Origin of the sequence: Tissierella pigra (assembly GCF_018917845.1) — a bacterium.
Taxonomy (GTDB): Bacteria; Bacillota; Clostridia; order Tissierellales; family Tissierellaceae; genus Tissierella; species Tissierella pigra.
The window spans coordinates 1,639,600-1,662,959 of the sequence record NZ_JAHLPJ010000001.1; the positions used below are offsets into that span (position 1 = coordinate 1,639,600).

The window sequence follows — 23,360 nt, forward strand, 5'->3', positions numbered from 1 at the left end:
AAACTAAATTGACTATTTTAGGGTGTATAGGAATAAGGAGGATATAAAATGGGAGTTTTACAAGGACTAAAGCCAGAAAGGGTAATGTACTACTTTGAAGAAATATCTAAGATACCTAGATGTTCCTATGATGAACAAAAAATAAGTGACTATCTAGCCAGTGTAGGCAGAAATTTAGGATTAGAAGTTATACAGGATAAGGCTTTGAATATAATTATAAAAAAACCAGCTTATAAGGGATACGAAAATAGTCCTACTATAATACTACAGGGACATATGGATATGGTAGGAGAGAAGGTAGATAACTCAAATCATGATTTTTCAAAGGATCCTATAAAACTTGAAGTAGAAGGAGATTATATTATGGCCAAAGAAACTACCCTTGGAGCTGATAATGGTATTGCCGTAGCAATGGCGTTGGCTGTACTGGAGTCAAAAAATATAGCCCATCCTCCCTTGGAGGTTCTTATAACATCTAATGAAGAATCTGGTATGACTGGAGCAGCAGCCTTAGAACCACAAAGTGTAACAGGTAAAATACTAATAAATATAGATTCAGAAGAAGAAGGAACAATACTTGTAAGTTGTGCAGGGGGAGAAAGAAATCTAGTTACAATTCCCATAGAATGGGATGAAATGTTAAACAATAAGGAAATATATGAAATATCAGTATCTGGACTTAAAGGTGGACACTCTGGAATGGAAATTGATAAAGGAAGAGGGAATTCTAATAAAATAATTGGAAGAGTGCTTCAAAGATTAAATAGAGAGATAGATATAAATTTATGTTATATAGAAGGTGGTTCAAAATCAAATGCCATTCCTAGATATACAAAAGCAGTTGTTGCTATGGAAAAATATAATGTAGAAAAAGCTAATGCGATTATTAAAGAAATAGAAAAAGAATTTAGATTTGAGTTACTTTCTACTGATAAAGATGTTGAATTATCTTTTATAAAAGTAGATGACAAAAGAGATAAGGTGTTTTCTAAGGATACTACACAAAAAACAATTACTGCTTTGATGCTTTTTCCAAATGGAGTTAACTCCATGAGTATGGATATTAAGGGTTTAGTAGAAAGCTCAAGTAACTTAGGCGTTATAATAACTACTGGAGACAGTATAACTATGGAGTCTGCCATAAGGTCTTCCATTGGAAGTCTAAAGACTTATATAGCAAACCAAATAAGAGTACTTGCTGAAAATATTGGAGCAGAGTGGGAAAGTACATCATCTTATCCTGCATGGGAATATGCTAAAGAATCTTATATAAGAGATGTATTTAAAGATGCTTATAAAGAACTATATAATAACGAAATAAATATTGATGCAATACACGCAGGACTTGAATGTGGCTTATTCAAGGAGAAATTTGGCAGCATAGACATGATCTCTTTTGGTCCAAATATGTATGGAGTACACGCACCAGGGGAAAAACTAAGTATATCATCTACAGAAAGAACATATAAATTGCTTTTAAAGGTACTAGAAAAAATTCATTGATTTTATAAAATATATATGTACTTATATATCTAAATAGGGTATCATTAGCATATAATTAATAAATATAAAGGTAAAGGAGAATGAAAATGGACAATAAAAAAGATGAAGCTTTTGAATATAATGATGAGCATTGTGGTGGCTGTGGTTGTGGATGTGGCTGTGATGATCATGACCATGAATTAGATGATTTTGATTTTGAGGATATGGAGGAAAACGATATAATATATCTTACACTTGATGATGATACTGAATTAGAGTGTAGTGTTTTAGGTATATTTGAAGTTGAAGATGTTGAATATATTGCATTATTACCAATGGGTGATGATGAGGTATTGCTTTATAGATATGTTGAATTAGAAGATAATGAATTTGATTTATTGCCAATTGAAAATGAAGAAGAATTTGGAACTGTATCTGAAGCTTTTGAAGCTTTATTTATAGATGATGAAGACTTTGTAGAGTATGAAAACTATGATGAGTTAGATGACGAAGAATAGTATAAAGGGCGCTTTACCTTTGGTAAAGTGCTTTAACTATATAATTGAGTAAGACTTACTTAAAAGGGTATTAAGTTCATAAGGAAGGAGGAAAAGGTTGAGCACAGTATATAATACCTATTCTAAATATTTGAGTGAAAAATTTGGTGAAAAGGTATATAAACTACCTATATCTTTGCCATTGACCTGTCCCAATAGGGATGGTACTGTAGGGAGAGGGGGTTGTATATTTTGTGGAGAGGAAGGTGGTTCTTTTGAAAACTTATCATCTTCCATATCAGTAAGAGAACAGTTAGAGAGGAATAAAAGATATATAGGTAATAAGTATAAAGCAAAAAAATTTATAGCTTATTTTCAAAATTTTACAAATACTTATTTACCTTTTGAAAGCTTTAAGGAGTGTATAGACCAAGTTTTATTAGAGGATATAGTTGGGGTGTCTATTTCAACTCGTCCAGATTGTATCAATGACAACTATTTAGAATATTTATCAAAAATTAAAGATATATATAATATAGATATAACAATTGAATTAGGACTTCAGACAGTAAACTATTCTACTTTAGAAAAAATTAATAGAGGCCATACATTAGCTGAATTTATAGACGCAAGTATAAGGATTAAAAGATATGGATTAAGAAATTGTACACATATAATCTTAAATCTTCCTTGGGATACAGAAGCTGATGTAATTGAAAATGCTAAGGTATTATCAGCCCTAGGAATAGATGAAGTGAAACTACATGCCTTATATATAGTTGATGGAACAACTTTAGGAACTTTATATAAAAATGGAGAAATAGCTTTAATTTCTAAAGAAGAATATATAGAGAGGGTAATTTTATTTCTAGAATATCTTGATCCTAATATTGTGATTCAAAGGATTATAGGAAGAGCACCTGAAGAAAATTCACTATTTGTCAATTGGAATGAGTCTTGGTGGAAAATAAGAGATACTATAATCGCCTTGATGGAGTCCAGAAATTCAAGACAAGGGATTAAATTTAATTATTTAAATGGAAGAGGACTAAAAAAATTCCAATAGGTTTTTTAAATTTTCAAAAAGTTTCTTCAAAAAAGAAGGAAATAATCGAATTATGTCGAATATATAATATATAATAAAAAGAAAGGTAGAGGTGGTTAGTCATGGTTAAATTAATTTTGGGTGAAAAAGGTGCAGGAAAGACAAAATGGTTAATCGATAATGCTAACAAGGATATGAAGGCGGGTAATGGTAATATTGCTTTTATTGATGTGGATGACGACCATATTTTTACTTTAGATTATAATGTACGACTAATTAATGCCATGGAATTCAATATAATAAATATTGAATCTTTCTATGGCTTTTTGTGTGGTTTAATTGGAATGGATTATGATGTGGAAAAAATTTATGTAGACAGCATCTACAAAGTAATTGATTTGAGTATTCCAAATCTAGAAAAGTTAGTGGAAAAATTAAAGAAAATAGGAGAAAAATTGGAAGTAGAATTTTTCATAAATGTAAATTATACTATGGATCAAATACCAGAACATTTACGAGAATATGCAATAGAATTAGGACTTGAATGTGCAGTATAAATAAAGGAGACAGTTAGCTGTCTCCTTTATTTATACTATTTTGAAGATTTAAAAGTACCACAATCTGTTTCTTCGGATGTAGAAGCGTTTCTAGGTAATATTTCAATTTTACCAGCTGTACATAAATCTCCTGATTTATAATAGTGACAAGTATTTACTACACATTTTACACCTTCAGTAATTTGTTCGTTGTGCATGGTAATCTCCTTTCAAATTAAATATTCTTACACTAATAGTCTTACTATTTTAACAAAAAATATTCCTAAGATAGTTTAAATAAAATGGGAAATAAGGTAGAATAATATATAGAATATGGAAGGTGATAATATGGCAAAAAAAGAAAGACTAGATAAAGTTCTTGCTAATATGGGATATGGAAGCAGAAAAGATGTAAAAAAGTTTATTAAGGATGGAAGAGTAAAGGTAAATAATAGTATTATTTGCAATAATGAATTTAAAGTAAATCCATATGAAGATGAGATTTTTTTGGGCGAGGAAGAAGTTTTATATAGAGAATATATATATTTAATGATGAATAAACCTCAAGGACTTGTATCTTCTACTGATGATCCTAGAACTAAAACAGTAATAGATTTATTATCAGAAGAATATTTAATTTATAAGCCTTTTCCAGTAGGAAGATTGGATAAAGATACAGAAGGATTTTTATTAATAAGCAATGACGGTAAATTAGCCCATGAACTATTATCTCCTAAAAAAGGAGTAAATAAAAAATATTATGTGGAAGTAGACGGATATGTTGAAGATAAATACATTGAAGTTTTTAAAAAAGGAATCACCTTAGATGATGGATATAAAACTTTACCAGCAGATTTAGAGATAATTAATGGAAATATAATATCTAAGGTATATTTAACTATACAAGAAGGAAAGTTTCATCAGGTAAAGAGGATGTTTGAAAGTATTGGAATGAAAGTTTTATTTTTAAAGAGAATTTCCATGGGACCATTGGTTTTAGACCAGCTATTAGACTCAGGAGAATATAGAGAATTAACAAAAACAGAAATATCTTTATTAAAAGAGCTATAATTTATGATATAATATAATTTGAAAATAAATTAGATAGGGTGTGTAGCTTGATTTTTTATAGCAAAACTGGGGACAACTTTGAAACATTTTTTCATAGAAGATCCTCTTTAATATTTGAGTTTGAAAAAGGAAATATAACAAAGAAACAATTTTTAGAATATAACTATGATTTAGTAATGAGAATGAATTTTAAACCTTTTTTAAGAATTGATAGTTATGAAATGGGAATGTTTAATTATCAGTATTATAATGTCTTAGCCAAGTACTTTTCTATGTTGGCTAAAGAAGTAAAGAATACCAAAAAACATCAAAAATATTATAATTATTATTTGAATAAAGGAAATAATTATTATAATGAAAAGGACAAAGCTGCTTTAAATTTACTTGAGTATTTGGAATTTAAAGATATTGAAGCATATTTTGTCAGCTTAAACTCAAAGCGTTTAGATGATAAACTTTATGAAATTGTACTTCTCAATTATAAGGAAGCAATATTTCACTCAAAGGCAATTTGGTTATTAGATATATTAAAAGAAAAAGGAGTATTTTTAGAAGAAAAAAAATTATCTTTAATAGATGGATATATTAATGAAACCTATTAATTAAAAATAAAGTCTTCCATTAGGAAGACTTTATTTTGTAAGTATTTTAAGAATTTCTTCTATTGAACTATTGGATTTGATTTCATAGTCTCCTGATTTTAGCTTAGTATCTAACTTTAATTCTTGAGCTTTTATAACAAAATCTTCTTTGCTGCTTACTAAACCATTTTCTGCTAATATATTACCGATTTTAGATGGTAATGAGCCTGGTGGAATGTTAAATTTAACCATGTTACCACTGTTGTTAGTATCTTTTGGTTTGTTTTCATCTTTATTATTGTTAGTATTATTATCTTCCTTAGGGCCATTATTTTCATCTGATGGATTTTCGCTATTATCTTTATCTGAATTAGAATCTTCATTACTTTTATTTTCACCATTATTATCTTCAATAACAATATCATTTGGTGGCATATCCAAGGCATCTTTTGCAAACAGAAGGTCTAACCTCCAACCTATAATAAATATTACAATTCCTACTATTCCTATCATTATTATGTAGTCTACAGAATCATATAAAATATCCTTTATGATCTCAAAAAACTTTTTCATAATTTCACCTCTTTAAAAACTTTTGTAAAAATTTAGGTTTTAATCTTATAATTGTGTATAATATAATTATAACATAAGATTTAGAAAAAGGTGAGAAAACTTTGAGAGAAATAATAATAGATAAAAATGAAAATGAACAAAGGCTTGACAGATTCTTGAAAAAATATTTAGCTGAGGCTCCTCAAGGATTTGTGTATAAAATGATTAGGAAAAAGAATGTAAAGCTAAATGGGGCAAAGGTCCAACCAGAAACCACAATTTATGAAGGAGATAAAATACAACTTTATTTATCAGATGAGACTATAGATAAATTTATAGCCAAAAAAGAAGAAGTAAAATCTAAAATTATACCAAATATTATCTATGAAGATAACAATATAATATTAATAAATAAACCTATAGGAATATTATCTCATGGTGCATCTAAGGAATTTGAAGAAAATATAGTAGATAGCATGGTATCATACTTGATTCAGAAAGGTGATTTTGTACCAAGAATACAAAAGACCTTTACTCCTTCCATATGTAATAGACTAGATAGAAATACTTCTGGAATAATAATTGGTGCTAAAAACTATGAGTCATTAAAGATTATAAATGAAGCAATTAAGAAAGGTAAAATAAGAAGATTTTATAAAACTATAGTGAAGGGAAATATTAAAAAAGAATTTACAGCAGAGGCATACCTATCAAAGGACGAAGAGAGGAATAGAGTAACAATATATAAAGATGATTTAGAGGGAACTAAGAAAATTGAGACTATAATTAAACCATTGAAAAATAAGAAAGGATATTCTCTACTTGAAATAGAATTGATTACTGGAAGAACACATCAAATAAGGGGCCACTTATCATCTCTTGGTTATCCAGTTATAGGAGATAGAAAATATGGCGATGGAAATATAAATAAAGAATTTAAGGAGAAGTATTCTTTAGAAAATCAATGGCTTCATGGATATAAAGTGGAATTTAATGGATTATCTGATGAATTACAGTATTTAAATAGTAAAATATTTATTAGTGAAGTAGGAGGAAAAGTTGGAGAAATAGAAAAAGATTTGTTCGAATAATTAGGGGGGGATTGTTTTGAAAAATGAAATGAAAATATATGTAGAAAACATAGGGGAATACATATCCTTAAAAGAAGGAACAAATTTAAAAGAGGCAACAGAAATTGTATTTAAGGAAAAACATAAAAAATATTTAGGTGCTAAAATAAACAATGAAGTTTTTAATTTAAATAAAATGGCTGAAGATGGTATGAGCATAAATTTTTTAACTATAGAAGATACAGATGGTTACAGAATATATACAAGGACTATATCTGCTGTTTTTATAATGGCTTGTAAAAGTATAATACCAAATAAGACAGTGAGAATTGAACACTTTCTTGGAGAAGGGCTTTATGCAAGTTTTGAAAAGGATTATTCTATTACCTTTAAGAAAGTAAAAGAAATCCAAGATAAGATGGATGAAATAATCAAAAGTGACATTCCAATAATCAGACAAAAGATGTCTAAAGAAACAGCAATGAAAGTATTTGAGGAATATAATTATATTGATAAAATAAGGCTTTTTAATACCTTAGATAGAATAGATATTGATGTTTATGATATAGGTGGACATATAGATACTTACCATGGTTTTCTAGCTCCATCTACAGGTTATTTAGAAATTTTTGAACTTAAATATTATTATCCAGGAATTTTAATATTATTTTCAGGAATGAACTCTAATTATAAATTACCTGAGTTTAAAGAATTAAAAAAGCTATCAAAGGTTTTTAAAGAGGCTAATGATTGGGGAGATATATTGGACCTTGCCTACATAGGTTCATTAAATGAAAAAATTATAAATGGAGGCATAGGGGAAGTAATTGGAATATCGGAAGCACTTCATGAAAAAAAGATAGCCAATATTGCAGACAAAATTTGTGAAGATGAGGACCTTCATTTAGTTTTAATAGCAGGACCTTCATCTTCAGGGAAAACTACTTTTTCTAAAAGATTAGAGATGCAATTAAAAGTAAATGGAAAAAAACCTATATCTATATCTGTAGATAATTATTTTGTAGATAGAGAAAAAACTCCTTTGAACGAAGATGGAAGCTATAATTTTGAAACCATAGATGCCATAGATTTAGAAAGTTTAAATGAAGATTTAGTAAAGCTATTGGAAGGTGAAGAAATTGAGTTGCCTAAGTTTAATTTTATTACTGGGAAACGTGAAAAATCAGGGAAAAAGCTTAAAATAGACAAGTCAAATCCAATAATAGTTGAAGGAATACATAGCTTAAATCCTAAGATGACAAGTTATATCCCAGAAAAAAACAAATATAAGATATATATATCAGCATTGACTCAATTAAATATAGATGCACATAACCGTATACCTACTACAGATGCAAGGCTAGTTAGAAGAATAGTGAGAGATATAAAATATAGAGGGATCGATGCTACTAAAACTTTGGAAATGTGGGCAGGAGTTAGAGCAGGGGAAGAAAAATATATTTTTCCTTTTCAAGAGGAAGCTGATATAATGTTTAATTCTGCATTGGTATATGAACTGGCAGTACTAAAGAAACATATAAAGCCTTTATTAGAAGAAATAGATAGCAATAATATTTATTATGGAGAAGCAAAAAAACTTCTTAAATTTTTAGAATACTTTGTAGACATTGAAAATGAAGATTTAATTCCACCAAACTCTATTTTAAGAGAGTTTATAGGTAAAACTGCCTTTGATATTCATTAATTATGTGGAGGTAAATATGGAAAAAATACTAAATAAAATTATAGATAATAATAGATATTTAATAAAAGAGGGAGCAGTGGCAGACTATATACCTGCTTTACTGAAAGCAAACCCGAATCATATAGGAATATGTGTTATGGATGTAGATGGAAATATTTATAAAGCTGGAGATTATACCGAAAAATTTACTATACAAAGTATATCCAAAGTTATGAGTCTTATGCTAGCTTTAATAGATAATGGAGAAGACCAAGTGTTTAAAAAAATTGATTATGAACCCACGGAAGAACCCTTCAATACATTGTTTAAGCTGGATTTTCCTCATACTATAAAACCATCTAATCCAATGATAAACTCTGGTGCCATAGTAACGACCTCGCTTATAAAAGGAGAAGGGGAGGAAAGGTTTAATAGATTACTCACACTTATTAGAACAGTAACTGAAAACCCTAATATATCCTATAATGAAGAAGTATATTTGTCGGAAAAGGAAACAGGCAATAAAAATAGAGCCATGGCATATTTAATGAAGTCTAGAGGATTTATAGAGGGTGATGTAGAGGATATATTAGACACATATTTTAAACAGTGTTCCATAGAAGTAACAGCAGTTGATATTGCTAGAATAGGTTTGTTTATAGCCAATAGATGTAAATTATCTAAAGGAGACAGAATATGTGATAATAAAACAGCGTCTATATTAACAGCAATTATGGCCACCTGCGGAATGTATAATTTTAGTGGAGAATATGCTTCAACAGTAGGTATACCATCAAAAAGTGGTGTAGGAGGAGGAATATTAGGTACTATACCATATAAAATGGGAATAGGAGTATTTAGCCCAGCCTTAGACCAATATGGAAATTCCATAGCTGGATACGGTATTATGGCAGATTTATCCAAAGAGTTGAATTTAAATATATTTTAGTAACAACAAACGGAGAGATAAAGATAACTCTCCGTTTGTTGTTTAATTATATTGCAAATAAGGATATACTATAATAAAACTAATCAATAACATAAGAAAAGGTGATAAAATGAAAAAGACTATAGTATTTATTTTAATTACTCTTATTATATTAATTTTAGTGGGATGCAGAAAAGATAATATAAATCTTGGAGATGCAGATATGTCTGAGCCTAATGAACTGCCTTCAGAAAATAACAATATACAAATAGACCCTATAAAAGACAGGATTAAATCCATGACTTTAGAAGAAAAAATAGGGCAATTACTTATAGTAGGTTTTGAGGGTACAGAGATTAATAATGAAATAGTAAATTTTATAGAGGAGCTTAAAGTAGGTGGGTTTATATTATTCTCTAGGAATATAGAAGATGAAAATAAAACATTAAAGCTCTTAAATAATATAAAGGAAGCCAATTCAAATAATGATATTCCCCTATTCTTATCCATAGATGAAGAAGGTGGAAGAGTAAGCAGGCTTCCAAAAACTTTTACTAGACTTCCAGAGTCTGTAAAGTTGGGAAAGAAAAATAATAAGGATATTTCTTATAACTATGGTAAAATATTAGGTGAGAGAGTAAAGGCTTTAGGTTTTAACCTTGATTTTGCACCAGTTTTAGACATTAATTCAAATCCTAAAAATCCTGTTATTGGAAACAGGTCATTTGGTAATACAACAGACATTGTAGTAAGCAATGGAATACAAGTAATGCTTGGAATAAGAGATACAGATACAATTCCAGCAGTAAAACATTTTCCAGGACATGGAGATACAAGTATGGATTCTCATGTTAACCTACCAATAGTAAATAAAAGTATGGAAGAGTTAGAATCCATGGAATTAATTCCTTTTATAAGAGCAATAGAGGAAGATGTGGATATGATTATGGTGGCACATATATTATACCCTGCCATAGATAAAGAATATCCTTCTACTATGTCACAGAAAGTCATACAAAATCTATTAAGAGATCAATTAGGATACAAGGGAGTAATAGTATCTGATGATATGACCATGGGTGCAATAGTAGAAAACTACTCACTGGAAGAAGCTTCTTTAAGGTTTATTAAATCCGGTGGAGACATTGCATTAATATGTCATGGAAAAGATAATCCTAGAAAGGTTATGGAATATATAAAGGAATCAGTAGATACTGGTAATCTAAATGAAAAGGATATAGATGAAAAGGTATATAGGATTTTAAAATTAAAAGAAAAATATAATTTAGAGGATAAAATAGTAGAACTTAACGATTTAGAAGGGTTAAATATTGAAACTAAGAAACTAATAGAAGAAATCAATAAATAGCCAATAGAAGGGATGATATATAATGACTGACAGAATAATATATTTTGGACCTTTCAATAATAGCAAGAAGTATGATTTAGTACAAAAAACCATGGAAAGTTTAAAAAAAGGAGAAGGTCATAGATTTTATTATTTACTTCCTAATGGAGAATTACTTGCAAAGTATAGAATGAAATTTATTGATGAAGTAGAGCAAAGTTTTGAAATCAATCTTTTTACCTTTGATGATATAGTAAATGAAATATTAAATGATAATATTGACTTAACTATTAATGAATTTGCTAAAGATATAATCATAAAAAATTCAATACTTAAATTGTATAAAAAAGAAAAGATTGTATATTTTAGAGATGCTATTTCTATGGACGGATTTATTGAAAGTTTAGGGTATATAATAGGTGAAATCAAAAGGTCATTGATTCATCCAAAGGACTATATTGAAACCTGTCCTGATTCAGCCTGTTTTCAAGAAATAGGACTTATTTATTCTGAATATGAAAGGGAACTTAAAAGATTAAATTTAATAGATAGAGAAAGTTCATATTTTAAAGCAATCGAAAAATTAAAAGCTGATGGAAATTATTTTGAAAGTTTGGATTTTATAATTATAGATGAATTTTATGATTTTAGACCTATAGAGATGGAGATATTGAAAGAGATATGTAAGACTGATATAGATATATATATAAATATTCCTTTTCAGACAAAAGCAAATATGTCTAGTATCAATAAAACTATTACTAATTTACAATCTATAGGTTTTAAAAAACAATATGTAGAGAAAAAAGAATTCAATATATTTGAAACCATAGGACAAAATTTGTTCAGTGAAGAAACACTAAAATTTGAATATAATAATAAACTGACTTTAATAAAATCACCTTCTATTTATTTGGAATTTAAAAGAATTTTTCAGGAAATAAAAAGCCTTAGGAAAGCTGGAATGGATTTATCTAAGATTGCAATTATATTGTTAAATAATGATTATAAAGATACATTATTTCAAGTAGCACAAGAGGAAAATCTCCCAATAAACTTACAAATAGAAACTGCACTAAAAGAAATTCCTTTAATTAAAGAGTTTTTAAATATATTTGGGCTTATGATAAAAAAAGGAGATAGAGGAAGTATAATAAATAGGATTAAATCCAATTATTTTACTATTATAGATAAATCATATAAAGACGAAATGGAATTTGCTTTAAAAAATATTAAATTTGATAATATATTTGAATTAAACAAGATTTTAGAAGAAGAAAATAGTTTAAATATATCCATGAACAATATAGATACGCTCAAAAATGTATTAAATCTTATCTTAAGTGAAATGAATAAAATTCTATATAAGGATTCAATAAATAACTATAATAAAATATTCTTTGAAATAATAGATAGCTACAATATAGATAATAAAATAAAAGATATATATGCTACCTATAAAGATTATGATATTTTCTATCGAGATACTTTAGCTTTAGAGAAATTAAAAGAAATCATAGAGAAAATGAATCAAATATCTATGATTATAGAAGAAATTTCAATTGAGGATTATTATTTGGGAATTACAAAGCTATTAGAGGATGAAAGAATTTTAAAACAAAATAAGAATTCAAAGGGTATAAAAATATTAAATCCCATAAACAGTAGAGGTTTTCAGCATGATATTATTTTTGTAACAGGATTATCAGGAGAGTATTATCCACTTTTACAGGAAAATAATTTTTTGCTCAATGATAGAAATTATATCGATTTACTAAAAATCAAATTAGATTATAAAAATTACTTAGAGAGATTAAACAACGAATCGGTAAAATTTGCTTCTTTAATTGCTTCATGTAAAGAGAAACTTTATTTATCTTATAGTGAAGGATTAAATGAAGATAGTATACCTTCAATTTTTTTAGATGAAATAATAAATATGTTTAATGGAGAACAATTGGAAGAAAAGTTTCAAATTATAAATCTAAGTTTAAATTATTTATTTAAAGATCATATAAAGGATATAACTACAATAGATGAATTGTCTAATTACCTAATACTTAACCATTATGAAAATTTATCAGAAGAAACAAAGGAGTATTATAGGTTTCACAATATGGCAAATAAGGACAAGCTTAAGATTATAAATAATAAAATTATTTGTGAATATAAAAGAAATAGTAAATCTTTTAATGAATATAAGGGGCTAATAACAGAGGATATAATAAACGAAGATATAAAGTCATTTAATAAAAATAATATATATTCTAACACCTATCTTGAATCCTATAACAAATGTCCTTATGCTTTTTTACTTCAAAGAGTTTTGAATATAGAAAAACATGAGAATGATTCTGAAGAATATAGTAATATAGATATAGGGAATGTTTATCATGAGGTTTTGAGACATTATTATAATATATATAAAGAGGATTTAAAGGAATCTATAGAAGATAATATAAGTTTTGTATTTGAAGATACAATAGATACATTAAAGGAGTTAGTAGAAAGATATTCTACTGGAATAGGCTTAAATAAGCAATATAAAAAGGATTTATTAATAGTAGAAAATATCTTTGATAGATTGATGAATTTTATAAAAAACGATATAGAACGATTATTTAATTCAAAAGAAAAATTAATTCCCTATGAATTTGAATTGGAATTCGGAAGATATGGAGACTTTTCATTGCAGACTAATAAAGGAGAAATAAAAATAAGGGGAAAGATTGATAGAATTGACAAAGTTCTAGGAGAAGAGAAATATGTAATTATGGACTATAAAAGTAGCACCTATGGAATCTATGATATAGACCATATGTCAAATGGTTTGTCACTTCAGTTGCCAATATATATAATGTCTCAGAAAAACAAAGATATAGTTGCTGGAATATATGGTATAGTTTCCAATGGTGAGTTTCAAACTAAATTAGGCAAAATTGAAGAAACAAAATTAATAACTAAGAAACATAAAGGAGCTTTAGATAATAATCAATGGAATGAATTACTGGAAATTACAAAGTCTAATATACAACAGACAATAGATAGAATAAACAGTGGAGATTTTTCCATAAATCCTTTGGAATGTTCATCCTATTGTATATATAAGGATATTTGCAGATATGAAAATGTATTGGAGGTGGAGTGATGACAATAGATCCACAGCAAATAGCTATAAAAACCATAGAGAAAAACGTAGCTGTAAATGCAGGGGCAGGTACAGGAAAAACTAAAGTGCTGACAGAAAGGTTTATACATATATTAGAATATGGAAACCTAGAGGAAAATAAAGAAATAGAATCCATAGTGGCAATTACATTTACTAAAAAAGCTACTCAAGAAATGATAGATAGAATTAGAAAAGAAATAAGAAAAAACTTTTATAGGGGAAATGTGTGGAGGAAGTATTATAGAGATATGGAAAAGGCAAATATTTCCACCATCCATAGTTTTTGTGCAAAGATATTGAGGGAAAACCCTATTGAAGCAAATATAGACCCATTATTTGAGGTATTAGAAAATTATGAATCTATGAGTCTCTTAAATAAAACAATACAAGATGTATTGAATAGAGGCTTGGAAAATAATAAGGGAGTATATGAATTACTAAGAATATTTAAAAAGAACAATATAAGCTTCTTAATTGATGATTTTTATCAGCTTTATAATAAGGCTAGAACCATAGGACTAACTTTCAAAGACTTAAAACAAAAAACTTTAGAATATATAAATTCCTTGGAGTTTGAAAAAGAGGATATTTCATTTATAAAAGATAAGTTTATATATTTAATGGAAAAATTGCCTAAAAACTCAAAGATATTTAAGCTGCAAACAGATTTAAATTGGATTAAATTTAAAGACAATCATTATTTAGATGAGGAATTACCTAGCTTATTGGCATATCTATATGAAAACATAGGTACAAGCTCTAAGGAAACTGAAAATATAGATATGTTAAAATCATCTATAGAAAAGTCTTTACTAGGATGTGAAAAATACAATATTCATATCTATATGATTATATTAGATTTGCTTATGGATATTGATAAGGAATATGAGTCAAAAAAGAAAGAAATTAAAGCCTTAGACTATGATGATTTACAAATAAAAGTTTTGGATTTATTAGAAAATACCTATATTAGAAATAAATACCAAGAAATATATAAATATATTATGATAGACGAGTTTCAAGATACGAATGAGTTGCAAAAAAAGATATTCTATAAACTAGCTACAGTAAATGAAAAACTAGACAGGTCTAATTTATTTGTAGTAGGAGATCCAAAACAATCTATTTATGGCTTTAGGGGTGCAGATTTAGAAGTTTTTTATGATGTAATGTTAGATATTCAGGAAGTCTCTAAAGAGGAAATAATTACATTACAAAAAAATTATAGAACTGTAGAAACTGTATTGAAATTTATCAATAGTATATTTAGTAAACTAATGACAAATAAGTATACAGAGCTAAAAGAATTTCATAAATCAAAAAACTCCATAGATGTAGAAATCTTGGAAAAAGAAGATTTAGAAGTACCGGATAATCAAAGTCCTAGTAATTATCATAGACATTATGAAGCACAATTAATAGCAAAGCGAATAAAGGAATTAGTATTACAAGGAAAATATAAATATGGTGATTTTGCTATGCTCTTTAGAGCAACTACTAGAAATCATATTTATGAAGAAGCCTTAAAAAACTTTGGAGTACCCTTTTATAATTTAGGTGGAAAAAGGTTTTTTTTACAGCAGGAGGTATTGGATTTAATTAATGGTTTAAAATCCATAGGAAATCCATTTGATACCATAGCAACCATAGGTTTTTTAAGATCTCCTATGATAGGGCTTACAGATAAAACTATATATTGGATACTAAGAAATAAGAAGACAACAGTATATAATGCTATGGTAAATATTGATTATGATGAAAAAATAAATGATGAAGAAGAAAAAATCAAAGAAGCCATAAACATCATGGATTACCTATATAATATAAGAGATTTGTATGGACTAACTAAGTTATTAGATGAATTGATTTCAAAAACATATTTTATAGAAACATTACTTTTAAAACAAGGTGGAAAACAATGTATTGCAAATATTTATAAGTTTAAAGATATGGCAAAAAAATATGAATTGAACTTTAGAGGAACAGTAACAGATTTCATTGATTACTTAGAAGAAATTAAAACTAGAGATGAAGAAGAAGGAAAAATAGAATCAGAAGATGCTGATGTAGTTAAGATACTGACTATACATAAATCTAAAGGACTTCAGTTTCCAGTGGTGATAATCCCAGAAATGGCTAATTCCAACGGTGGGACTTATCCAAATATGTTATTTCACAAGGAAGTAGGTATAGGGGTTCAATTAGAAAATAATAGAGCATTATACGATAATATAAGAAAAGAATTATATAAAAAGGATAAAGAAGAAACAGAAAGAATTTTATATGTTGCTATGACTAGAGCAGAAAAGATGCTTATTTTAGGCAGTCAAGGAAAAGACAGTGGATTTAAAAAACTTATAAAGGACTTTATAAATCCTACAGAATGTAAAATTATATCTGAAGTCCATGTTCCAAGTGAGGAATATATTCCAGTTAGATTAATAAATAATGAATTAGTGAATCAAGATAGTATTACAGATATGGAGTTACCTTTATTATTTAAAGATACTAACTATCCTAAGGATACCATAGATAGATATAATATAACTCAGTATCTTACATTCTTAGATTGCAATAGAAAGTTTTATTTTGATTATTATAGAAAGTTATCTCACATAGGGCTAGAGTTAAGGACTGAAAAAGAACAGCTTATTAGTAGTATTCAAAAAGGAAATATTATTCATAAATTTTGCCAGTACTATAAATTGAATATGGATGTAGAGGAATTGTTGCAAAATATATGCAAATCCTTTGGAATATATTATACTTCTTCTATATATGAAGAATTAAAGCCTTATATCGAAAATTATTTAAAACTGTACAATGAGGATTATGATAAAACCTTTATAGAAAAAACTTTTTATTTAAAGTTAAAGGACAAATATATAACAGGAGTAATAGATAGGATAAATATTAAAGGACAAAAAGCAGAAATAATTGATTACAAAACAAATAAGGTAATAAATAAACATTCTCTTATGGAATACTATAAGCCACAACTACAACTATACTCATATGTTGTTAAAAATATAATGGATATAGAAATCCATAAGACTAAGATAATATTTTTAGAGAATGGAGAATCTATAGATATTCCAGTAGATGATAATAGTCTAAGAGAAAATATATATTGGATTGAAAGGTTTATGGACTTTACGTCTAGGAAGGAAAGTATATATGATTATGAAAAAAGTAATAGATGTCCAAGTTATTGTAAATATAAAGGTATTTGTGATTTGGAATAATGTATTTTTATTTGGTACATTTTTAGTGGAGGGATAATAGGTGATAATAGGAATCTTTTTTATATTAATTAGTGGATTTATTTATATAAAAGAAAAATATAACGTAGTTACAATAGAGGGAGAAAGAGTTTTTAACAAAAAAATAGATATAATACAAGATGGAAGATATAGGTATAGTATTCTCATAAGTATATTATCATTTATATTAGGAATTTTTAGTATATTAAGTTCAATTATATATTAAGGTGATTGATATGATAAAAAAAATAATAAATTTTATATTAGTATTTATAATAATTTTAATTCCAAGTAAGATATTTGCTGAACCTATTAAATCGATTTTAATACTAGTTGATGAGCTTAAAATAGAAACAATAGAAAATTTAGAATTAGACAAACTTAGTCTAGGATTTATAAATTTAAAAACTAGACCTCCCTACTCGGAGGAAGGTCTATATCTATCAGCTAATACAGGAAAAAAGTTAACTGTAAAAGACCTTGGGAAAAAAAGTATAAATTTAGAATATCTAGGAGATGTATTGAAAAAAGAAAAAACATCCTATATTGGAAATGGAAAGGGAGCACTTTTAATTTCTAATAAAGATAGGATTGTTGATTATGAAGAAAATTCTATTGTTTATAATTTGGATTGGCTAAGGAAAGTTACAGATAAATTTTTAGATAAATCCAATATATTGTTGTTGGAGTATGATATTCAAGAAGAAAAAAATAATGTGGAGATTCTAAAAAGATACTTAACTGAATATAAGGATAATCAGATAATTATATTGCCTAAAAAAGTAGCAGAGAAGGATAAGTATTTATTAAACAAATATCTGGTTCCGATAATATATATTGATGGAGAAAATAATGGGCTATTAACAAGTAATTCCACTAAAAGAGAAGGATTTATTGCAATAGAAGATATTTCTGTTCAATTGAAAAACACCTATGGATATGCGAAAAAAGTCAATATAGGAAAACCATTTAAGTTTCTAGAAGTAGAGAATCCTATAAAAGAGATAAATAAACTATATAGAATAAATATGAATCTACTTATTAGTGCTTATTTATTCCATGGAATCACCTATTTGTCAATTATACTATTGTGTATTTCAATAATGAAATCCAATAAGGTAAATAACAAATTATATTTTTTCTATTCATTTATATCTGTAAATATTCTAATATCATTAGTATTAGGACTATTTAAGTTAAATCAAAGCATTGTTATTTATTTAATCCTTAGTATGCTGATTTCATATATAATCACAAAATTAATTATAAAAAAAGAATTAAATTTTGTGAAAACAATAAGTAGTTTCACCTATATATTTGTAGTTTTAGGAACTATGTTATATCCAAATATGATTTATAATTCTTATATTGGATTCAACAATCTAGTATATGGTGCAAGATATTATGGTTTGAATAATGGAATAATGGGAGTATTACTGGCTACTTCCATATTATTTTTCTTTAGTATGACTAAGGATATAAAAAATATAAATTTTAAAAGAGTTATAGGTGTAATTATATTTGTAGTTAATATGATTACTTTGTCTACTCATTTTGGTGCTAATACAGGTGGGTTTATAACTTCAGTTTCATTATTTGGATTTATGATTTATATTATGTTTTTTTCCAAGAAAAATGGAATAAAAGAGATACTTATATTTCTATTAATAGGATTATTTATATTTGGAATAAATATGTTTTTTGATATTCTTAGGGAAGATAATACCCATGCAATAAGTTTCTTTTATAGAATAAAAGAAAATGGAATAAGTGAATTTATATCTATGGCATCATTTAAGGCAAAAGAATTGATGAAACTAACATTAACTCCTCCATTTTCCCTTGCCATTATAGCCGAGATTATTATATTTAAAAAACTATATAAATATATAATATCTAATAAAAGTTTAAAAGAAAAAGCAATAATAGTATTGCTTACTTCCATTATAGGCTTTTTGATAAATGATACAGGGGTTATAACTTTTATTTATATGAATTATTATTTAATTTTAGATATAATTAGTAATAGGTTAGAATGGGATTGTTGAAAAAAAATACAAAATATAATATAATATTCGTGACACGAAATATTCTTAAAATTAAACAAGGAGGAGAAGAAATTTGCTTAAACGATTTATATCATATTACAAACCACATAAAAGACTATTCTTCATAGATATGTTTTTTGCATTTCTTATATCTGTATCGGATTTAATCTTTCCGGTTTTTACAAGAAAAATGATTAATGAAATTATTCCAAATGGAAGAATGGACCTTTTAATTAGATGGACTATTATAATGTCCTTATTATTTGTTCTTAGATATATTAGCAATTATATTGTAGCTTATTGGGGACATTTACTGGGAGTAAGGATAGAGCACGATATGAGGGGAGATATATTTTCTCATTTACAAACATTGCCTTTTAGTTATTTTGATAACAATAAAACAGGTCATATTATGTCTAGAATAGTTAATGATTTACGAGATATAACTGAATTGGCACATCATGGGCCAGAGGACTTATTTATATCCTTAGTCATGTTATTAGGCTCTTTTATTGTGTTGATTAGAATTGAGTGGAGACTTACTTTGGTATTATATGCGTCTATACCAATTATTATATGGTTTGTTATATCTAAAAGAAATAAAATGTCAAATTCTTTTAGGGAAGTTAGAAAGAAAATAGCAAATGTTAATTCCCAGTTAGAAAATAGCATTTCAGGAGTTAGAGTTGCGAAATCTTTTACTAATGAGGATTATGAGATTGAAAAATTTAATAGAGGAAATCTTGAATTTAGTGATGCTAGAAAAGGCTCCTATAAGGTTATGGCTGAGTTTGAAGCAGGAATAGGAATAATGGCTAGTATTCTTAATCTATTGGTTATAAGTTTAGGAGGATATTTTGTATATAGAGACATAATTAATTTTGGAGACCTTTTCTCTTTCTCTCTTTACGTTAATTTCTTTATGCAGCCAATTAGAAGACTGTCACAATTTGCACAACAGTTGCAAGAAGGAATGACTGGCTTTGAAAGATTTATTGAGATTATGGACATTAAATCAGATATAACTGATAAGGAAAATGCCTTAGAATTAAATGATATAAGCGGAAAAATTAGATTTAAAGATGTTTCATTTAGTTATAATAATGGAAAACATACAGTACTTTCTAATTTAAACTTAGATATAGAACCTGGTAAGACTGTGGCATTAGTTGGACCATCAGGGGCAGGTAAGACAACTTTATGTCATCTGATTCCAAGATTTTATGAAACAAATAGTGGTGAAATTCTTTTAGATGATATTGATATTAAAGATATACAAATAAAATCTTTAAGAAAAAATATTGGACTTGTACAGCAAGATGTATTCTTATTTACTGGTACAATTAGAGATAATATAGTTTATGGAAATCCTGATGCTAGTGATGAAGATATAATAAAAGCAGCTAAAAAAGCTAGGATACATGAATATATTATGTCTCTACCAGAAAGATATAATACTTTTATAGGTGAAAAAGGTGTTAAATTATCTGGAGGACAAAAACAGAGAATTTCAATTGCAAGGTTATTTTTGAAAAATCCGCCAATACTAATATTGGATGAGGCCACTTCAGCTCTTGATAATGAAACTGAAATTATGATACAAAAATCTTTAGAGGAATTATCCCAAGGAAGAACTACTTTAGTTATTGCCCATAGATTATCAACCATAAAAAACGCAGATGAAATTTTGGTATTAACAGGAGAAGGCATTGTTGAAAAGGGAAATCATGAAGAATTATTGGAAAAAGATGAATTATATGCTAAGTTATATAAATCACAATTTAAGAGTTTATTGCAGTAATAAGTAGCAAAAATACCTCTCCTTTCATAATATAATTAGAGGAATAAGAAAGGGGAGGTGTTTTTATGTCTTATGATTATCCAGAACTATATTATAGAATATATCCTAAAGTCATATCAAGAGTGGATGAACATTTAAGTGGAAACTATTCTATGGAAGAAATTACAAAGGAACAAATGGAGAAAATGGTAGATGATATATATATAAAGATGGTTGAAGAATGTCCAGAGATACATGAAGATCCATATGAAAGAAGACATAGAGGAAGATATAGGGGAATGCAAAATATCTTTTATGGAAGAAGCAGAATTGTAAGGGATTTAATAACAATCCTTTTAATTTCTGAACTACTAAGAAGAAATCAAAGTTTTTATCCATTATAACAAAAGATTCGATGGAGCATTAAATATAGCCTTTGTTGAAGCTTTTTTAGAGAAAGTTCATTATTTATAAAGATAAAAAAGTAGAACTTTCCTATTGGTTATAAAAAAATACCCATTATAATAAATAGGCTGATTTCAGCCTATTTAGTTTTAAATTTTAAATTTTGGAAATATATAAGATAATGTAAGAGTTTTGTAACTAATTATTAAATTATTTGTAACCAATAGAATTAATAATTATTATATGCTAAAATTAGATTATAGGTATGACATAATGTAAAGGAGTGACATAAATGAAAAAAAGGAAAAAATCATTTACCATGAGAAAAATGAAAATCATTTTTTTAGCTATTATATTTTTTTTAATAGGGACTACATCTGTAAAGATTTTTAATAAATCGAACAATGCAGCTGTTGCCATAAGTGTGACAGATATTCTAAATATAATGGGTGAAAAAAATCCCATTAATCAAGCATTAGATGAGGAAATTAAACAAATTGAGGCAAAGGCTGAAGAAGATAAAAAAATTGCGGAAGAAAAAGCAAAAGAAGAAGAAAGAGCAAAGGCCAATGGAAAAGAGAATAAAAATACTAAGTTAGCTTATTTGACATTTGACGACGGTCCATCTAAATATGTAACAAACCAAATTTTAGATATTTTAGATGAATATGATATTAAAGCAACATTTTTTATTTTAGGCAAAATGGTTAATTCAAACCCAGATGTATTAAAGAGAATTCATGAGGATGGACACTCCATAGGACATCATTCTTATAGCCATAATTATAAATATATATATAAAGATACTAAAAATTTTTTAGGTGAAGTAGAATCAACGGAAAAGGCTTTGAAAAATGTCTTAGGTGAAGAATTTGAAACAAAACTATTGAGAATGCCAGGAGGGTCTTTTGAAAAACATAAACAGAAGTTTTTAAAGATGTTTGAAGAAATGGGATATAAAAACTATAATTGGAATTCATTAAATGGAGATGCAGAAGGTATAGGTTTATCAAAAGAAAAACTAGTAAATAGAGTGAAAGCCACAACAAAAGGGAAAAAAGAAGTAATTATATTAATGCATGATACAGATGCAAAACAAACAACTGTAGACGGACTGCCAGAAATAATAAATTACCTTATTAATGAAGGATATGAATTTAGAGCTTTAAGCCAAGAGTAAATTAAGGAAGGGATTTTAAATGAATAACTCAATTCTAATAATAGAAGATGAATCTTCCATAAGAAAATTTATAAAAATAAATCTTGAAAGAAATGGTTTTAACGTATTTGAAGCAGGAAGTGGTGAAGAGGGTATAAATATTGCTAGAAAAGAAAAACTAGATATAGTAGTTTTAGATATTATGCTTCCTGGAATAGATGGATTTCAAGTATGTAAGATTTTAAGAGAAGAATTTCCAAGACTGGGCATAATAATGCTTACAGCCAAAACTCAAGACATAGATAAAATTATGGGATTAGAGTATGGAACTGATGATTATATGACTAAGCCTTTTAATCCTACAGAATTAGTTTTAAGAGTAAAATCTTTAGGAAGAAGAATGGAGTCTATAGGAAATATAGATGTAAATAGTATATTAAGTTCTGCTCCTTTTAAAGTAGATATATATTCACGTAAGTTTTATAAAGATGATAAAGAAATAGAACTTACGCCTACAGAGTATGCCATAGCAAAGATATTTATAGAAAATCCAGGAAGAGCTTTTAAAAGGGATGAAATTTTAAATCAGGTTTGGGGATATGATTTTATAGGAGATTCTAAAATTGTAGATGTGAATATTAGACGACTTAGGGCTAAAATAGAAGACGATCCTAGTGAACCAATATTTATACAAACAGTTTGGGGAATTGGTTACAGATGGAAGGATAAAAGTTAGAGGTTG

The 23,360-nt window shown here is 27.3% G+C and carries 20 protein-coding genes; 18 read left to right on the forward strand and 2 right to left on the reverse strand.

Annotated elements, in window-relative coordinates; genetic code table 11:
* Nucleotides 1-48 precede the first annotated feature (48 nt).
* The 4 genes from KQI41_RS07985 (at nucleotide 49) to KQI41_RS08000 (ending at nucleotide 3,581) form a co-directional block, all read left to right on the forward strand.
* Nucleotides 49-1,503 (forward strand): aminoacyl-histidine dipeptidase, encoded by a 1,455-nt coding sequence (locus KQI41_RS07985; RefSeq protein ID WP_154440828.1) that lies wholly within the window; start codon nucleotides 49-51, stop codon nucleotides 1,501-1,503.
* A gap of 86 nt (nucleotides 1,504-1,589) precedes the next feature.
* Entirely contained in the window at nucleotides 1,590-2,000 is a 411-nt protein-coding gene (locus KQI41_RS07990) for a DUF1292 domain-containing protein (protein WP_195837993.1), read from the forward strand.
* A gap of 97 nt (nucleotides 2,001-2,097) precedes the next feature.
* Nucleotides 2,098-3,045, forward strand: coding sequence for a tRNA modification radical SAM protein MnmL/YtqA (gene mnmL / locus KQI41_RS07995; protein WP_154440829.1), 948 nt, complete (start codon nucleotides 2,098-2,100; stop codon nucleotides 3,043-3,045).
* Nucleotides 3,046-3,146: 101 nt separating this feature from the next.
* On the forward strand, nucleotides 3,147-3,581 hold the full coding sequence (locus KQI41_RS08000) for a hypothetical protein (RefSeq protein ID WP_154440830.1): 435 nt from the start codon (nucleotides 3,147-3,149) through the stop codon (nucleotides 3,579-3,581).
* A 35-nt stretch (nucleotides 3,582-3,616) separates the two neighbouring features.
* Here KQI41_RS08000 and KQI41_RS08005 read toward each other — a convergent pair whose 3' ends face one another.
* A complete protein-coding gene (locus tag KQI41_RS08005; RefSeq protein ID WP_154440831.1) occupies nucleotides 3,617-3,778 on the reverse strand; it encodes a DUF1540 domain-containing protein in 162 nt (53 codons plus the stop codon).
* A gap of 130 nt (nucleotides 3,779-3,908) precedes the next feature.
* Here KQI41_RS08005 and KQI41_RS08010 point away from each other — a divergent pair, with 130 nt between their 5' ends.
* Together KQI41_RS08010 and KQI41_RS08015 are read left to right on the forward strand one after the other, a co-directional pair.
* Nucleotides 3,909-4,631 carry a pseudouridine synthase gene (locus KQI41_RS08010; RefSeq protein WP_154440832.1) on the forward strand — a complete coding sequence of 241 codons (723 nt, stop codon included), beginning with the start codon at nucleotides 3,909-3,911 and terminating at the stop codon, nucleotides 4,629-4,631.
* A gap of 47 nt (nucleotides 4,632-4,678) precedes the next feature.
* Nucleotides 4,679-5,233 (forward strand): DUF6648 family protein, encoded by a 555-nt coding sequence (locus KQI41_RS08015; protein ID WP_154440833.1) that lies wholly within the window; start codon nucleotides 4,679-4,681, stop codon nucleotides 5,231-5,233.
* A 30-nt stretch (nucleotides 5,234-5,263) separates the two neighbouring features.
* Here KQI41_RS08015 and KQI41_RS08020 read toward each other — a convergent pair whose 3' ends face one another.
* Complete coding sequence (locus tag KQI41_RS08020) at nucleotides 5,264-5,785, reverse strand: endolytic transglycosylase MltG (RefSeq protein ID WP_154440834.1); 522 nt, start codon at nucleotides 5,783-5,785, stop codon at nucleotides 5,264-5,266.
* 101 nt (nucleotides 5,786-5,886) lie between these two features.
* Here KQI41_RS08020 and KQI41_RS08025 point away from each other — a divergent pair, with 101 nt between their 5' ends.
* The 12 genes from KQI41_RS08025 (at nucleotide 5,887) to KQI41_RS08080 (ending at nucleotide 23,354) form a co-directional block, all read left to right on the forward strand.
* Complete coding sequence (locus KQI41_RS08025) at nucleotides 5,887-6,855, forward strand: RluA family pseudouridine synthase (RefSeq protein WP_154440835.1); 969 nt, start codon at nucleotides 5,887-5,889, stop codon at nucleotides 6,853-6,855.
* A 16-nt stretch (nucleotides 6,856-6,871) separates the two neighbouring features.
* Entirely contained in the window at nucleotides 6,872-8,539 is a 1,668-nt protein-coding gene (locus KQI41_RS08030; RefSeq protein ID WP_154440836.1) for a nucleoside kinase, read from the forward strand.
* A 16-nt stretch (nucleotides 8,540-8,555) separates the two neighbouring features.
* A complete protein-coding gene (gene glsA / locus KQI41_RS08035; RefSeq protein WP_154440837.1) occupies nucleotides 8,556-9,467 on the forward strand; it encodes a glutaminase A in 912 nt (303 codons plus the stop codon).
* A 109-nt stretch (nucleotides 9,468-9,576) separates the two neighbouring features.
* The gene (gene nagZ, locus KQI41_RS08040) at nucleotides 9,577-10,815 is read left to right on the forward strand and encodes a beta-N-acetylhexosaminidase (protein WP_216585128.1); all 1,239 of its coding nucleotides are present in this window, start codon (nucleotides 9,577-9,579) and stop codon (nucleotides 10,813-10,815) included.
* 22 nt (nucleotides 10,816-10,837) lie between these two features.
* Nucleotides 10,838-13,942, forward strand: coding sequence for a PD-(D/E)XK nuclease family protein (locus KQI41_RS08045; RefSeq protein ID WP_216585129.1), 3,105 nt, complete (start codon nucleotides 10,838-10,840; stop codon nucleotides 13,940-13,942).
* Nucleotides 13,942-17,208, forward strand: a complete 3,267-nt coding sequence (locus KQI41_RS08050; RefSeq protein WP_154440840.1) for a UvrD-helicase domain-containing protein — start codon at nucleotides 13,942-13,944, stop codon at nucleotides 17,206-17,208. The genes KQI41_RS08045 and KQI41_RS08050 overlap by 1 nt, the downstream gene beginning before the upstream one ends.
* 40 nt (nucleotides 17,209-17,248) lie before the next feature.
* On the forward strand, nucleotides 17,249-17,452 hold the full coding sequence (locus KQI41_RS08055) for a hypothetical protein (RefSeq protein WP_154440841.1): 204 nt from the start codon (nucleotides 17,249-17,251) through the stop codon (nucleotides 17,450-17,452).
* Nucleotides 17,453-17,462: 10 nt separating this feature from the next.
* Nucleotides 17,463-19,274, forward strand: a complete 1,812-nt coding sequence (locus tag KQI41_RS08060; protein WP_154440842.1) for a hypothetical protein — start codon at nucleotides 17,463-17,465, stop codon at nucleotides 19,272-19,274.
* 73 nt (nucleotides 19,275-19,347) lie between these two features.
* Entirely contained in the window at nucleotides 19,348-21,075 is a 1,728-nt protein-coding gene (locus KQI41_RS08065) for an ABC transporter ATP-binding protein (protein WP_154440843.1), read from the forward strand.
* Between the two features lie 65 nt (nucleotides 21,076-21,140).
* On the forward strand, nucleotides 21,141-21,458 hold the full coding sequence (locus tag KQI41_RS08070; protein WP_154440844.1) for a hypothetical protein: 318 nt from the start codon (nucleotides 21,141-21,143) through the stop codon (nucleotides 21,456-21,458).
* Between the two features lie 293 nt (nucleotides 21,459-21,751).
* On the forward strand, nucleotides 21,752-22,639 hold the full coding sequence (locus KQI41_RS08075) for a polysaccharide deacetylase family protein (protein ID WP_154440845.1): 888 nt from the start codon (nucleotides 21,752-21,754) through the stop codon (nucleotides 22,637-22,639).
* A 19-nt stretch (nucleotides 22,640-22,658) separates the two neighbouring features.
* Entirely contained in the window at nucleotides 22,659-23,354 is a 696-nt protein-coding gene (locus tag KQI41_RS08080) for a response regulator transcription factor (protein WP_154440846.1), read from the forward strand.
* Nucleotides 23,355-23,360: the final 6 nt, after the last annotated feature.